The following is a 14,585-nucleotide window of genomic DNA, read 5'->3' as shown; positions in this document are numbered from 1 at the left end:
GGCGTGCGGCACACGAGGAGGCATCGGTGGCGGGCGAGTCCCCCGACAGGTCGAAGCAGCGCGAGTCGTCGGCAGAACCGACGTCGGGGAGCGCGGGCACGGTTCCCGAGGCACGGGAATCCCGCGAGATCCGCGATCCGCGGGTCGCCGTGGCGCGGGACAGCGAGCCCTCGTCGGCCCGCGGCGGCGTGGACACGGCGACGCGGGTGTTCTCGGTACGGGATCTGAAGACCGAGGACGCCGAGGAGTCCGGGGCCGAGGCATCCCGGGCCGAGGAGTCCCGGGCCGAGGAGTCCCGGGCCGAGGAGTCCCGGGCCGAGGAGTCCGGGGCCGAGGAGTCCGGGACAGCGAAGACCGAAGCGGCGGAGACCGAACCCTCGAAGGCCGAACCCGCGGAGACCGAACCCGCGGAGACCGACGCCGACGCCTCCAGGAGCGACGCCGAGGCCGCCGGGACCGGGTCAGCGCGGACCGAGCCGGCCGCCGGGGAGCGGGAAGCGGAGAAGGGGCCGGAGGCCGCCGAGGAGACCCCGGCAGAGGCGTCGGGCGGGTCGGGCGGCTCCGAGGACGCGAAGGACGCCGAGGCGGCCCCAGCGGCCGGGGAGAGCGCCGACGACGGGGCCGGGGACGGCCCTGAGGGCGGCGACGAGACCGAAGACGTCGCCGGGACCGCCGACGAGGCTCCCGAGGGCGGCGAGGACCGTCTGCGGGCGGCCGTGGCCCAGTGGGTCGCCACGGCGGACGACAGGAGCCCCGAGGACGGCCCCGCGACCGGCCCGGCCGGCGGTGAGACGCAAGAGCCCGCGGACGAACCCGCGGACGCGGTCCCGGACACCGTCTTGGACGACGCCCCGGACGACGCCCCAGGCACCGGCGCGGACGCCGGCGCGGAGGACGACGCGCGTTCGGAGAGCGCCGCCGCGAAGGCCGGTGCGCGCCCCGGCGCTGACGCCGTCGACGTCACCGACGAGCCGCAGGACACGCGGCCCGAGAGCGCAGAAGAGTCCGCCGATTCCGCCGAGGCCGCCGGGTCGCAGGCCAAGGCCGGTGCTGGTGCTGGTGCTGGTGCCAAGGCCGGTGCCGAGGATGGTGCCGGCGCCGAGGCCGGACAGACCGCCAAGCGCGCGCCGAAGTGGGCGTCGGACGCCGGCAAGGGCGAGAAGGCCGACGCCGGGCCCGACGCCGAGCCAGAGGACGCCGAGGCCGGCCGCTCCCCCGTCGACCAGCCGACCGCCGTCTTCAAGACCCCCCGGCCCAAGCCCGCCGTCGACCAGCCGACCACCATGCTGAAGCTCGGCGACGTCAAGCCCCGGCCGAGCGAGGAGAAGGCCGACGCGACCGACGCATCCGGCACGGCCGACGCGACGGACGAGGCCGGCGCCGCAGGGAAGACCGACCGGGCCGACGAGAAGCCCGCGGCGCCGGCCGAGCGGACGAGCAAGTTCGTCGCGCTCAAGCCGCTCGACGAGCCCCGCCCGCCGAAGCCCGCCGCCCAGCCGCCCGCCGACGTCACCGCGTTCGTCCCGCAGGTCGGCCCCGAGCGGACCACGCAGCAGCCGCTGCCGCCGAAGCCGCCGCTGGACCTGCTGGCCGAGCTGACGAACACCCCGCCGCCCCCGCCGACCCCGCTGCGCACCCTCGGACGGCGACTCAAGATCTGGACGCCGCTGGTCCTCCTGCTGGTCGTCGTGTTTGCGATCGCGCAGGCCGTGCGGCCGCTGCCGGCGACCGCGCTCACTCTGACCGCGAAGAGCTCGTACACCTTCGAGGGCGGCAGGACGCAGCTGCCCTGGCCGAACGAGGGGCAGGGCTGGATGGACGCCGACGGCGTCGGCACGATGGGCAGCTTCGGCAAGCAGACGCCCGTGGCCATCGGCTCGGTCGCCAAGACCATGACCGCGTACATCATCCTCAAGGACCACCCGATGAAGGCCGGGGAGGAAGGCCCGGAGATCGAGGTCGACGCGACGGCGGAGAAGGAGGGCGGCTACGACGTCACCCTCGACGAGTCGACGCTCAACACCGTCAAGGCCGGCGACAAGCTCACCGAGAAGCAGGCCCTGTCGGCCGTCATCATCCCCTCCGCCAACAACATCGCGCGGCTGCTCGCGCGCTGGGACGCGGGCTCGGTGGAGGCGTTCGTGAAGAAGATGAACGCCACCGCCAAGGAGCTGGGCATGACGAACACGACGTACACCGACCCCTCGGGCCTGAAGGAGACCACCGTCTCCACGGCGGAGGACCAGGTCAAGCTCGGCCGGGCGTTCGTGAAGGAACCCGCCCTGGTCGCCATCTCCAGCGCGGCGAGCTGGACCGACCCGAGCGGCAAGTACTGGAACAACTACAACGAGCTGCCGCTCAGGATCGGCGCCATCGGCATCAAGACCGGCAGCACCAGCGCGGCCGGCGGCAACCTGCTGTTCGCCTCCCGCAAGAAGGTCGACGGGAAGTCGGTGACCCTCGTCGGCGCGATCCTCGGTCAGCACAAGCGCGAGATCCTCAAGACGGCCAACGTGGTCAGCGAGGCGGCGCTGCTCGCCGCCGAGGACGCGCTCACCTCGGCGAAGATCCTGAAGAAGGGCGACGTCGTCGGGTACGTGGACGACAAGCTCGGCGGCCACACGCCCGTCGTCATCACCAAGGACGTCTCGGCGGCCGGCTGGGCCGGTCTGACGGTGAAGCTGTCGTTCACCGCCGGTGAGGTGCCGCACACGGCCAAGGCCGGCACCCAGGTGGGCACGCTCACCGTCGGCGACGGCTCCAGCAGCGCGGTGAAGGTGCCGGTCGCCCTGCAGACGGACCTGGCCGAGCCGGGCTTCTCGGACAAGCTGACCCGCGTCGGCTGACCCGCGACGCCCGTCCGCACGCCTTCCGCACCCCGTCGGGCAGCCGCCCGGCGGGGTGCGTGCTAGCGTCGCGAAACGGGACAGGCCGCCTGTCGCAAGGGCGTAGCCGTGAAGCGGACGCGAACGGTACGCGGCCGAGAACAGAAGACGGGACACGGGGAGTGCCTTCAGGTGGCCACTGCGGAACCGACACGTGCCGACGACGCCGGTCCGGACCGGGACGCCGGCTCGCGCACCAGGGTGCCCGCACCCCAGTCGGGCGAGCACGACCGTGACCCGGCGGGCGGCGCGGTGGTAGACCTCGGGCAGGACCGGGTCCCGGACGGCGCGCGGGAGGACCTGACGCAGTCCGCGCGCGGGACGTCCCGGGTGCGCGGCGCCCTCGACCGGGTCGGCGCGCGCCTCGGCGGACCTCTCGGCCGCCATCTCGTGCTCTCCATGACGGCGCTGTCCGGCGTGCTGCACCTCGTCTGGTTCTTCACGTTCGCGAACAGCGGCGGCGACCTCGCGGCGCAGGACGCCTGGGCCGAGTTCGTGGGCCGGCACCCCGACTCCGCGTACAACCTCGCCTGGTACGGCGGCATGCACCCGGTGTCGTACAGCATGGTGTCGCCGTACCTGATGTCCCTGCTCGGCGTCCGGACGACGATGATGATCGCCGGGACGATCTCGGCGGGGCTGCTCACCCTGATCCTGCTGCGCTGCAGGCCGGTGAAGAACCCGGTGTGGCCCGCGCTCGCGGGGATCTTCGCGCTGCTCTGCAACGCCGCCTCGGGCCGGGTGACGTTCGGCCTCGGCAACATGTTCGCGCTGGGCGCGGTCGCCGTCGTGTTCTGCTGGCCGCACCGCTGGCGCTACAAACGGTGGGCGAAGGCGCTGTGCGCGGCGCCGCTCGCCGCGCTCGCCACCATGGGCTCGCCGGTGGCCGGGCTCTTCGTGGGCATAGTCGCCGTCGCGATGTTCCTGCAGAAGCGGCGGCCGGGCGCGTGGGCGCTCGGGCTCGCCCCCACGGTGGTGGTCGCCCTCTCCGCCTGGCTGTTCCCGTTCTCCGGCACCCAGCCGATGTCCTTCGGCTCGGCGTCCCTGCCGCTGCTGTCGGCGCTCGTCGTCTTCGCCGTCGTCCCGCGCGACTGGAAGACCGTGCGGATCACGGCGGCGGTGTACGGGCTCGGGGTGCTGATGGTGTGGCTGATCAGCTCGCAGATCGGGTCCAACATCACCCGGCTCGCGATGATGTTCACGGGTGTGGTGCTGATGGCCGCGCTGCCGTTCGCCGTGCCGCGCAGCCGCAAGTGGTACGTGATCGTCCTGTCGTCGCTGACGTTCGTGGGCTGGATCGGCTTCAAGTCGGTCGACGACGTGGTGCGGACGACCCCGGCGGCCTCCTGGGCGCGCGAGCTGGCGCCGCTCGTCAACGAGCTGCAGGGGGTCGGCGCGGAGAAGGGCCGGGTGGAGGTCGTCCCGGCCCGTTCGCACCGCGAGGCGTCCGCGCTCGCGCCGTACGTCAACCTCGCCCGCGGCTGGAACCGCCAGGCCGACATGGAGCGCAACCCGCTCTTCTACGACGACACCCTCAACTCCGCGAACTACCACGACTGGCTGCAGCGGTGGGCGGTGCACTTCGTCGTCGTCCCCAAGGAGGCGCTGGACGGGGACGGCGGCGAGCGCGAGCGGGAGCTGGTGCAGCGGGGGCTGCCGTATCTGGAGCAGATCTGGGGCGACGCCAACTGGCAGCTGTTCAAGGTCCTCGATCCGGCCCCGCTCGCCGAGCCGAACGCGGTGGTGCAGCGGGCCGAGCAGGGCGAGATGACGATCGACGTGAAGAAGGCGGGTCGGATCCTGATCCGGATCCCGTACTCGCCGTGGCTGAGCGTGGTGGACGCGCAGGGCAAGAGCCTGAAGCCGCCGCAGGAGACGCAGGAGTCCAAGGACCGCTCCGACGGCGAGCCGAAGACGTTCGACAACGTCAACGGATGCCTGTTCGAGACGGCGGAGGACGCGGACGGCGACAAGTGGACGGTGCTGCTCGCGCCGAAGGCGGGCACGTACCGGCTGGCGGCGCCCTACCAGCTGCCCCGGGGGACGCCGTGCCCGGACGAGCTGAAGGACCGGCGGTGATCAGCGCAGCCGGTCCACGTACCGGTCGGTGCCCGGCACCGTGGGGATGAACGGCGCGACCAGTTCCACGCGGCCCAGGCCCGACTCCGCGACCGCCTCCTCCAGCCCGGTGAAGTACGGGTCCCAGCAGTCGCCGGGGGCCGCCTCCAGGAACCACAGGAGGGTCAGCCGGGTGTCGACGCCCTCGACCTGCTTGACGTAGGTCATGCGGTCGCCGGGGAGCGGGGTGGGGCAGAAGACGGTGACCATGGCCGCCGGGGAGCCGGCCAGCCGCCGCGGGAGGTGGCGGGCGCGCAGCCAGTGCAGGAGTTCGGCGCGCTGCTGCGCCGAGTCGGCGTCGATCACCTCGACGACGAGGCCCGCGTAGGGGTGGTCGAGGGCGTGGAAGTCCCTCGGGCCCGCCGCGCCGTCCCGGTAGACCGTCGTCGCGTGGTCCTGGAACGCGGTGAACACGTGGGTGCGGTCGTGGTAGACGCGGGCGTCCCGGTTGAGGCGCTTGTTGATTGCGACCGTCCACTTCATGTGGTCGCCGTGCCGTCCGTCGGTGATCCAGTAGGTGGAGAGGTAGCAGCCGGCGGTGACGGGCTGGGCGACCGCCGACTTCTCGGGGTAGCGGAGCAGTTGCAGGTCGCGGGTGGCCACCCATCTGCGGCCGGCGTACATCCACGGCATGGCCATCGCGCCGGCGTAGTAGTGGTCGTCCTCGTACCAGCGGTTGTAGGCGTACTCGTGGCCGGGGTGCGGTTCGACCATGGTGATCAGGGCGTGCCCGGGGTGGACCCCGTAGGGGCCGACGGCGGCCAGTTCGGCGTACGTCTCGCTGTGCGTGTCGCTGTGCGTCTCCTCGCTCATGCTCTTCCCCATCCTCGGTGACTGGCCCATACTCTGACGCTCCGTCAGATAGAGCGGAAGAGGCAGGGAGGCCCTATGTCATCGCTCGAGGGCAGGACCGTGGTCGTGTCGGGGGTCGGCGCCGGGCTCGGTCACCAGGTCGCCGCGGCGGTCGTGCGGGAGGGCGGGAACGCCGTGCTCGGGGCGCGGACCGAGGCGAACCTCGCGAAGAGCGCCGCCGAGATCGACCCGGCGGGGGCGCGCACCGCGTACCGGGCCGCCGACATCACCGACGAGCAGAGCTGCGAGGCGCTGGCCGGACTGGCGCGGGAGCGGTTCGGGGGGATCGACGCGGTGGTGCACGTGGCGGCCTGGGACTCCTACTTCGGCGGGGTCGAGGACGCCGACTTCACGACGTGGCAGTCGGTTCTGGACGTCAACCTGCTGGGCACGCTGCGGATGACGCGGGCCTGTCTGCCCGCGCTGAAGGAGCGGGGCGGGTCGGTCGTGTTCATCGGGACGCAGTCGGCCGTGGCGGCGCCCTCGCAGGTGCGGCAGGCGGCGTACGCGGCCTCCAAGGGGGCGCTGACGAGCGCGATGTACTCGCTCGCGCGGGAGCTCGGGCCGCACCGCGTGCGGGTCAACACGGTGCTGCCGGGATGGATGTGGGGGCCGCCGGTGCAGGCCTATGTGCAGTTCACCGCACAGACCGAGGGGGTGCCCGAGGAGGAGGTGCTGGGGAGGCTCACGGAACGGATGGCGTTGCCGGAGCTCGCCACGGACGGGGACGTCGCGGATGCGGCGGTGTTCCTGGCGTCGGACCGGGCGAGGGCGATCACCGGACAGTCGTTGCTGGTCAACGCCGGGGAGCTGATGCGTTGAGTTCATATGGATGAACGCAAGACATCATACCGAATTTTTTTACCTCCCTTTGACCTCACGGTTACTTGTCGTGTCCACGCGTAAGCGCCCACGATGAGCGCCGGGCTGATCCCTGGGAGGGCGCACATGAACGGTCTCGACTGGGCCGTGCTCATCGGCTATTTCGGCGTGATGGTCGCGATCGGCGTCTGGTCGCACAAACGCGTCGACGACGTGAGCGACTTCTTCACCGCCGGCGGCAAGATGCCCTGGTGGCTGTCCGGCATCTCGCACCACATGTCGGGCTACAGCGCGGTGATGTTCACCGGGTACGCGGGCATCGCCTACACCTACGGCGTCACCTCCTTCGTCACCTGGTCCTTCCCCATCGCACTGGGCATCGCGATCGGCTCGAAGCTGTTCGCGCCGCGCATCAACCGGCTGCGGTCGCGGCTCCATGTGGCTTCCCCGCTGGAGTACCTGAAGAACCGGTACGACCTGAAGACCCAGCAGGCGCTCGCCTGGTCCGGGATGATGCTGAAGATCGTGGACGTGGGCGCCAAGTGGGCCGCCATCGCCACCCTGTTGTCCGTCTTCACCGGCATCTCCCTCAACCAGGGCATCCTCATCACGGGCGCGATCACCGCCGTCTACTGCACCATCGGCGGCCTGTGGGCGGACGCACTGACCGAACTCGGCCAGTTCGTCATCCAGTTGCTGGCCGGCATCGCGATGTTCGTGGCCGTCGTGCTGAAGCTGAACGACAAGGGAATCGGGTTCCTGGACGCCTGGGACCAGCCGGCGCTCCAGGGCCACGACAAGCCGCTCGTCGCCCAGTACGGCACGGTGTTCCTGCTCGCGTTCCTCTTCATCAAGCTCTTCGAGTACAACGGCGGCATGCTGAACCAGGCCCAGCGGTACATGGCCACGTCCGGTCCGAAGGAGGCCGAGCGCTCCGCGCGGCTGTCGGCCGCGCTGTGGCTGGTGTGGCCGCTGGTGCTGTTCTTCCCGATGTGGATGTCCCCGCTGCTGGTGACCTCCAACAAGCCGGACGGCTCCGACTCCTACGCCCTGATGACCGAACAGCTGCTGCCGCACGGCCTGCTGGGACTCGTCATCGTCGGCTTCTTCTCCCACACGATGGCGATGTGCTCCTCCGACGCCAACGCCATCGCCGCGGTCTTCACCCGGGACTGCGCGCCCGTCATCTGGGCCAGGGCCCGGGAGTGGAACCAGCGGTCGGGACTGATCGCGGCGCGCGTGACGACCGTCGTGTTCCTCGGCCTCTCCATGGCGGCGGCCACCCAGGTCAACTCCCCGGCCTTCAAGGACATCATCACGGTGGTCATCAAGTGGGTCGCCGGCCTGATGGGCCCGATGGCGATCCCGATGATGCTGGGTCTGCTGCGCCCGTTCCGCCGCTCCGGTCCGACGGCGGCGCTCGGCAGCTGGTCGATGGGCCTGCTGGCCTTCTGGCTGGTCAACTACCCGATCAACTGGAACGTCGACGGCGGCGTGCCGCTCCAGTACCAGGTGTCGATCCCGCTGGCCGTGTCGCTGGTCCTCTACATCGTCATCGGGTTCGTCAAGCCCGAGGACACCCCGGAACGCCTCGCGATCATCGAGACCATCAACACGGACGGGGACGGGGACTCCGCGGGAGCGGCGGCGGTGCCGGAGCCCCGGGACACGGTGGAAGGGAAACTCATCAGCCCGTCCGGGGGCGCCCCCTCCGGGGGAGTGTGAGGGACCCTCGACGCGGCCCCGCCCCGGCCCGGCCCCGCCCTCAGCTCGGCCCGCCCCTCGGATACCTCGCCAGCCATCCCGGCGAAGCCCCCGCAGGACCGTGCAGGGCGGGCCCCTGGGTCATCTCCATGGCAAAGTCGTCGGCGAGTTCCAGGATCGTGGGACGGCCCTCCAGCTCGGCCAGCCAGGCCGGCGGGAGGGCCGTCTCGCCGTGCAGGGCGCCGAGCAGACCGCCGGCGAGGGCCGCGGTCGGGCCCGAGGGGGCTCCGTGGTTCACGGCGAGCCGCAGCCCGTGCCGGACGTCCTCGGCGACCAGTGCGCAGTAGACCGCGCCGGACAGCACCGCCTCCGCGGTCCCCGCCCCCGCCAGCTCCTCCACCCGCGCCGGACCCGGGAGCCCCTGCCGCACGGCGCCCAGCGCGCGTTGCAGCGCCTGCGACACCTCCTCGTGCCCCGGCCGCGCCGCCAGCAGCGCGAGCGCCTGCCGCACCGCGCCGTCCAGGCTCTCGCCGCGCGCCAGCGCGTGCACGGTGACGGCGTACGCGCCCGCCGCGAGGCAGGCCGCGGGGTGGCCGTGGGTCTGGGCCGCGCACTCCACCGCGAGCTGCGCGACGAGCTGCGGCTCCCAGCCGACGAGCAGCCCGAACGGCACCGAGCGGGGCACGACCTCCGGACCGGCCGCGCCGGGGCTCTTGGGAACTTCCAGGGTGCCCATCACGTCGTCGCCCAGCCCGAGCAGCAGGGTGCGGGTCGGATCACGGCGGGCGTACAGCCACTCCTCGTGGGCGAGCCAGCCGTCGTCCTTGCGCCGCAGGTCGGGCCCCCAGTCGCGCTGGGTCGCCGCCCATCGCAGATACGCCCGGTGCAGATCGGTCGGCGGATGCCAGGCGCCGGTGTCCCGCCGCACCTGGGCACGGATCAGACCGTCCACCGTGAAGAGGGTCAGCTGGGTGAGGTGGGTGACCGCGCCGCGCCGCCCGTAGGCGGACACCAGGTCCACCACGCCCTCGGGCCCGTGCCCCTGTCGGATCTCCTCGAGACCCAGCCCGTCGACGGGCGCGCCGAGCGCGTCGCCGACGGCCGCGCCCAGCAGTGTGCCGCGCACCCTGCTGCGGAAGTCCTGTTGTTCGGCGCGGCCCCAGACGGGCCCGGCAGTCGCACCCACCAAGTCCTCCCGGCCACCGTCCGTACGTACGACGTCCGTCACTGTAATCGAACGACGCCCGGTTCCCGGCCGGTGTGACGGCCGACGGGTGGAGGGGTTGTGAACTGCCGGCGGTCGACCGCGCACGAGCGGTCCGCGCGTGAGCGAGCGCGTGAGTGAGTGAGGGTGCGGGCTGGGGCATGTGCGGCGCGGCGGGTGACCGTGGGCTTCGGGACCCGTCCTACTCGACGACCCTGACCTTCGTCCCCGTCTCGCCGAACGCCCACAGCGCCGTCCCGTCCGCCTTGGCCATCCGGATGCCGCCGGTCTGCGCGCCGGCGGCGGCCGGGGGCGGGGAGGAGCCGTCGACGGCGTTGGAGAAGGCGATGTTGACGCCCGACGCGACGGAGAAGTACATGACGTGCTCGATCTGCACGCCGTCGGACCCCTTGAGGGCGTCCTTGCGGAGCGACACCGTGTAGCCGCCGACGGCCGGGTTCACCGTGCCGGGCCAGACCGTGAAACTGCGCCGGGCCGTGTCGTCCGCGTCGACCAGCCAGACGCGGTGCTGCCCCAGGGAGTAGACGACCCTGCGGCCCGTGCCCGACTTCGCGGGCACCCCCGCCGCCTGCGGCGAGGCGGAGGGCTTCGGCGAGGCCGGCGGTTTCGCGGACGCGGACGCCGAGGCGTTCGGCCGCTTCGCCGCCGACGCCGTCGGGTGCGGACCGTTCTCGGCCTGTGCCGTCAGCACGACGACCGCGGCGATCGCACCGGCGGTCAGGCCGGTGACCCAGGCCCAGGAGGGAAGCCGTCGGGCAGGCACGGGCACGCATCTCCTCAGCTACGGGACCCCTCGGCCACGAGGGGTCCGATCATCGTACTGTGGGGATCCCGTAGAACTGTCCTCAGTCCAGCACCGGCAGCAGTTCCGGCAGATGCCCGTCCGACGCCGCCGCGGCCCGCTGCCGCTCCTCGGACACCTCGCCGTACAGCGTCGTGCGCGGCTTCGCCGGACGGTCCGCCGCCTCGGCGACGGCGATCAGGTCCTTGACGGACTTGTACGAGCCGTAGGACGAGCCCGCCATCCGCGAGATCGTCTCCTCCATCAGCGTGCCGCCCAGGTCGTTCGCCCCCGACCGCAGCATCTCCGCCGCGCCCTCCGTGCCCAGCTTCACCCAGCTGGTCTGGATGTTGGGGATGTGCGGGTGCAGCAGCAGCCGGGCCATCGCCGTGACCGCCCGGTTGTCCCGCATGGTCGGGCCGGGACGGGAGATGCCCGCCAGGTAGACCGGCGCGTTGGTGTGGATGAACGGCAGCGTGACGAACTCCGTGAACCCGCCGGTGCGTTGCTGGATGCCGGCGAGGGTCCGCAGGTGCCCGAGCCAGTGCCGGGGCTGGTCGACATGGCCGTACATCATCGTGGACGAGGACCGGATGCCGAGCTCGTGTGCCGTCGTGACGACGTCGATCCAGGTCGCCGCCGGCAGCTTGCCCTTGGTCAGGACCCAGCGGACCTCGTCGTCGAGGATCTCCGCCGCCGTGCCGGGGATCGAGTCGAGGCCCGCCTCCTTCGCCGCCGTCAGCCACTCGCGGACCGACAGACCGGTGCGGGTCGCGCCGTTGACCACCTCCATCGGCGAGAAGGCGTGCACATGCATGCCCGGCACGCGGGACTTGACCGCCTTCGCGATGTCGAAGTACGCCGTGCCGGGCAGGTCCGGGTGGATGCCGCCCTGCATGCAGACCTCCACCGCGCCCAGCTCCCAGGCCTGCTGGGCGCGGTCGGCGACCTGGTCGAGGGAGAGCGTGTACGCGTCGGCGTCGGTGCGGCGCTGTGCGAACGCGCAGAAACGGCAGCCGGTGTAGCAGACGTTGGTGAAGTTGATGTTCCGCGTGACGATGTAGGTGACGTCCTCGCCGACCGCCGAGCGGCGGACGTCGTCCGCGATGCGGCAGACGGCGTCCAGGGCCGGGCCGTCCGCGTGCAGCAGGGCGAGCGCCTCGTCGTCGGTGAGCTTCGTCGGGTCGTCGGCGGCGGTGCGCAGGGCCTGGCGCACATCGGTGTCGATGCGCTCGGGCGCCATGCCCGGGGCGGCGGCCTCGCGCAGCGCGCCCCAGTCGCCGTACACCTCGTCGAAGTCGTCGCGGCGGTCGGAGGTGCGGCCCTCGGTGTCGATCGAGGCGTGCAGATCCGTACGCCCCGACGACACGAACACCTCCTCCGGCTCCTGCCACGGGCGCCCTTCGACGACGGCGTCCGGCAGGGCGAGCCCGGTCTGCGGGTCGGCCAGCGCACGTACGTGCGGAAGCAGCCGCGGGTCCAGCCAGGGTTCGCCGCGCCGCACGAACTCCGGGTAGGCGCAGAGGCGTTCGCGCAGGGTGAAGCCGGCCGCCGCGGACTGCGCGGCCAGCTCCTCGATCTGCGGCCAGGGCCGCTCGGGGTTGACGTGGTCGATGGTGAGCGGGGAGACCCCGCCCCAGTCGTCGACGCCCGCGCCGATCAGCCGCCCGTACTCGCTGTCGACGAGGTTGGGCGGGGCCTGGAGGCAGGCGGACGGGCCCATGATGTGCCGGGCCACGGCCACGGTGGCGACCAGCTCGTCGAGTTCCGCGTCCGGCATGCCGCGCATCGCGGTGTCCGGCTTGGCCCGGAAGTTCTGGATGATCAGTTCCTGGATGCCGTGGTAGGCGCGGGAGACCTTGCGCAGCGCGAACAGCGACTCGGCCCGCTCCTCGTACGTCTCGCCGATGCCGATCAGGATGCCGGACGTGAAGGGGACGGACGAACGGCCCGCGTCCTCCAGCACGCGCAGGCGGACGGCCGGTTCCTTGTCCGGGCTGCCGTGGTGCGGGCCGCCGGGCTCGGACCACAGCCGGGTGGCGGTGGTCTCCAGCATCATGCCCATGGAGGGCGCGACGGGCTTGAGCCGCTGGAAGTCGGTCCAGGACAGCACGCCCGGGTTGAGGTGCGGGAGCAGTCCCGTCTCCTCGAGGATGCGGATGGAGACGGCGCGCACGTAGGCGATGGTGTCGTCGTAGCCGTGCGCGTCGAGCCATTCCCGGGCCTCGGGCCACCGCTCCTCCGGCTTGTCGCCGAGCGTGATGAGGGCTTCCTTGCAGCCGAGGGCCGCGCCCTTGCGGGCGATGTCGAGCACCTCGTCCGGGGACATGAACATGCCGTGCCCGGCGCGGCGGAGCTTGCCCGGGACGGTGACGAACGTGCAGTAGTGGCACTTGTCCCGGCACAGCCGGGTCAGGGGGATGAAGACGCTCTTCGAGTACGTGATGACGCCGGGCCGGCCGGCCGCCTCCAGGCCGGCGTCCCGCACCCGGGCGGCCGACGCGGCGAGGTCGTCGAGGGCCTCGCCGCGCGCCTGCAGCAGGACGGCCGCCTCACCGACGTCGAGGGCGACGCCGTCCCGGGCGCGTTTGAGGGCGCGACGCAGGGAGTTCTCGGTGGGGCCGGTGTTCGTGCCCGGGACGGGGCCGGGGCCGGTACCGGAGCTCTCGGGGGTCGTCATCCTTTGAGCATACGTTCGGGCTGATCACAGCCGACGGGACGCCCGGTCCGTCCCTCTCGGGAAGTCATCGCACGGTGTCACTGGCGCCGGAGAGGAACGCGCTGTACCCGTCGAGGAGGCCGAGCACTTCCGCCTCGCCGGCGGGCGGGAGCTGGACCACGACCTCGTCGATGCCGAGCTCCGCGTAGTGGGCGAGCTTGCCCGGGGAGGGGTGGACGGCGTACGGCACGACCTGGAGCGCGGCCGGCTCGCGGCCGGCGTCCGCCCAGGCGGCCCGCAGGACGGGCAGGGACTCGGAGAGGCCGCGGCCGCCGATCGGCAGCCAGCCGTCGGCGTACTCGCAGATGTGGGAGAACAGCTTCGGCCCGGCGGCCCCGCCGACGAGCGTGCGCGGACCGACGACCGGTCCGCGCGGCTTCTGCACCGGCTTGGGGTGAGCCGAGCTGGCCCGCACACTCCCGTACTCGCCCTCGTACGCCGTCGGCTCGTCCGCCCACAGCGCCTGCATCAGCCGCATCCGGTCCCGGACCAGCTCGCGCCGCGTCCGCCACTCCACCCCGTGGTCGGCGGCCTCCTCGACGTTCCAGCCGTAGCCGAGACCCAGGGTGAACCGGCCGCCCGAGAGGTGGTCGACGGTGGCGATCTGCTTGGCCAGGTCGATCGGGTCGTGCTGGGCGACGAGCGTGATGCCGGTGCCGAGGCCCAGCGTCTGCGTCACCGCCGCCGCCTGCCCGAGCGCGACGAACGGATCGAGGGTGCGGCCGTACTCGCGGGGCAGGTCGCCGCCGGCGGGATAGGGGCTGGTGCGCTCGACGGGGATGTGCGTGTGCTCGGGCAGATAGAGCCCGGCGAACCCGCGCTGCTCCAGCTCACGGGCGAGGCGGACGGGCGTGATCGTCTCGTCGGTGAGGAAGATCGTGACGGCGATGCGCATGGGCGGGCCTTTCGCTGCGTGCGGCTCTGTCGACGGCGTCGTCGCGGTGGCGGCCCCCAGGTGCACGGGGGCGACCCCCAGGTGTGCGGGTGCGATCCCCATCTGTACCGGGCGACACGACACCTGTCCATACCGACTGGTCGGCATTACGGCTCCGGACGCACACCGACGGAGCACGCCCGAGGCCCAGGGAGCCTCGGGCCTGCGGGCCCGGCCCCGAGCGTCAGCGCTTGACCTCGTACTGGCCCACCTCCAGGAAGTACCGCAGTTCCTCCGGGGTGCCCCCGACGGCCTTCTCGGCCGCGGCGCGCAGGGCCTTGCTGATGGTCGGGTCGGCCAGGATGCGGAACACGGCGACCCGGTCGTCCTCGGCCCGCGCCAGCCGGTACCCGGTCTCCAGGAACGCGCGCAGGGCCTCCGGCGTACCCGCGTCCAGAGCCCTCCCGGCCTCCCGGACCACCGCCTTGCCGGAGGTCTTGTCCCCGAGGATGCGGAACACGGCGACCCGGTCGTCCTCGGCCCGCGCCAGCCGGTACCCGGTCTCCAGGAACGCGCGCAGGGCCTCCGGCGTACCCGCGTCCAGA

9 protein-coding genes and 1 pseudogene are annotated in these 14,585 nt (G+C 72.4%); 4 read left to right on the top strand and 6 right to left on the bottom strand.

Translation table 11 applies throughout. The features are described from left to right. Nucleotides 1-26: 26 nt before the first annotated feature. Both ACN6LD_RS18735 and ACN6LD_RS18730 read left to right on the top strand, forming a co-directional pair. A complete protein-coding gene (locus ACN6LD_RS18735) occupies nucleotides 27-2,846 on the top strand; it encodes a D-alanyl-D-alanine carboxypeptidase (RefSeq protein WP_445043784.1) in 2,820 nt (939 codons plus the stop codon). Between the two features lie 171 nt (nucleotides 2,847-3,017). Further along, nucleotides 3,018-4,964, top strand: coding sequence for an MFS transporter (locus ACN6LD_RS18730; RefSeq protein WP_319190989.1), 1,947 nt, complete (start codon nucleotides 3,018-3,020; stop codon nucleotides 4,962-4,964). On the opposite strand, the gene ACN6LD_RS18725 is transcribed toward ACN6LD_RS18730, so the two are convergent. Beyond that, on the bottom strand, nucleotides 4,965-5,816 hold the full coding sequence (locus ACN6LD_RS18725) for a hypothetical protein (protein WP_319190987.1): 852 nt from the start codon (nucleotides 5,814-5,816) through the stop codon (nucleotides 4,965-4,967). 75 nt (nucleotides 5,817-5,891) lie between these two features. On the opposite strand from ACN6LD_RS18725, the gene ACN6LD_RS18720 reads away from it, so the two are divergent. Both ACN6LD_RS18720 and ACN6LD_RS18715 read left to right on the top strand, forming a co-directional pair. Next, nucleotides 5,892-6,677 (top strand): SDR family oxidoreductase, encoded by a 786-nt coding sequence (locus tag ACN6LD_RS18720; RefSeq protein WP_319190985.1) that lies wholly within the window; start codon nucleotides 5,892-5,894, stop codon nucleotides 6,675-6,677. A 126-nt stretch (nucleotides 6,678-6,803) separates the two neighbouring features. Then, nucleotides 6,804-8,402 carry a sodium:solute symporter family protein gene (locus ACN6LD_RS18715; RefSeq protein WP_319190983.1) on the top strand — a complete coding sequence of 533 codons (1,599 nt, stop codon included), beginning with the start codon at nucleotides 6,804-6,806 and terminating at the stop codon, nucleotides 8,400-8,402. A 40-nt stretch (nucleotides 8,403-8,442) separates the two neighbouring features. On the opposite strand, the gene ACN6LD_RS18710 is transcribed toward ACN6LD_RS18715, so the two are convergent. The 5 genes and pseudogenes from ACN6LD_RS18710 to ACN6LD_RS18690 all read right to left on the bottom strand — a co-directional run. Further along, nucleotides 8,443-9,567 (bottom strand): ADP-ribosylglycohydrolase family protein, encoded by a 1,125-nt coding sequence (locus ACN6LD_RS18710; protein WP_319190981.1) that lies wholly within the window; start codon nucleotides 9,565-9,567, stop codon nucleotides 8,443-8,445. A 220-nt stretch (nucleotides 9,568-9,787) separates the two neighbouring features. Next, nucleotides 9,788-10,375 (bottom strand): hypothetical protein, encoded by a 588-nt coding sequence (locus tag ACN6LD_RS18705; RefSeq protein WP_319190979.1) that lies wholly within the window; start codon nucleotides 10,373-10,375, stop codon nucleotides 9,788-9,790. Between the two features lie 76 nt (nucleotides 10,376-10,451). After that, nucleotides 10,452-13,067, bottom strand: a complete 2,616-nt coding sequence (locus ACN6LD_RS18700) for a bifunctional FO biosynthesis protein CofGH (protein WP_445043783.1) — start codon at nucleotides 13,065-13,067, stop codon at nucleotides 10,452-10,454. A 64-nt stretch (nucleotides 13,068-13,131) separates the two neighbouring features. Further along, entirely contained in the window at nucleotides 13,132-14,001 is an 870-nt protein-coding gene (locus ACN6LD_RS18695; protein WP_445043782.1) for an LLM class F420-dependent oxidoreductase, read from the bottom strand. A gap of 223 nt (nucleotides 14,002-14,224) precedes the next feature. Further along, nucleotides 14,225-14,585 (bottom strand): annotated as a pseudogene (locus ACN6LD_RS18690) (ALF repeat-containing protein); the annotation flags it as partial.

Source organism: Streptomyces sp. SAS_272 (assembly GCF_052543235.1).
Note: the sequence above shows the minus strand (reverse complement) of the source record. Positions and strands in the feature narration are given on the sequence as shown.

What these genes read in the sequence shown, in the direction of transcription:
- ACN6LD_RS18720 (WP_319190985.1), top strand. Translation starts at nt 5,892, where the DNA reads ATGTCATCGCTCGAGGGCAGGACCGTGGTCGTGTCGGGGGTCGGCGCC.
- ACN6LD_RS18715 (WP_319190983.1), top strand. Translation starts at nt 6,804, where the DNA reads ATGAACGGTCTCGACTGGGCCGTGCTCATCGGCTATTTCGGCGTGATG.
- ACN6LD_RS18725 (WP_319190987.1), bottom strand. Translation starts at nt 5,816, where the DNA reads ATGAGCGAGGAGACGCACAGCGACACGCACAGCGAGACGTACGCCGAA.
- ACN6LD_RS18695 (WP_445043782.1), bottom strand. Translation starts at nt 14,001, where the DNA reads ATGCGCATCGCCGTCACGATCTTCCTCACCGACGAGACGATCACGCCC.
- ACN6LD_RS18700 (WP_445043783.1), bottom strand. Translation starts at nt 13,067, where the DNA reads ATGACGACCCCCGAGAGCTCCGGTACCGGCCCCGGCCCCGTCCCGGGC.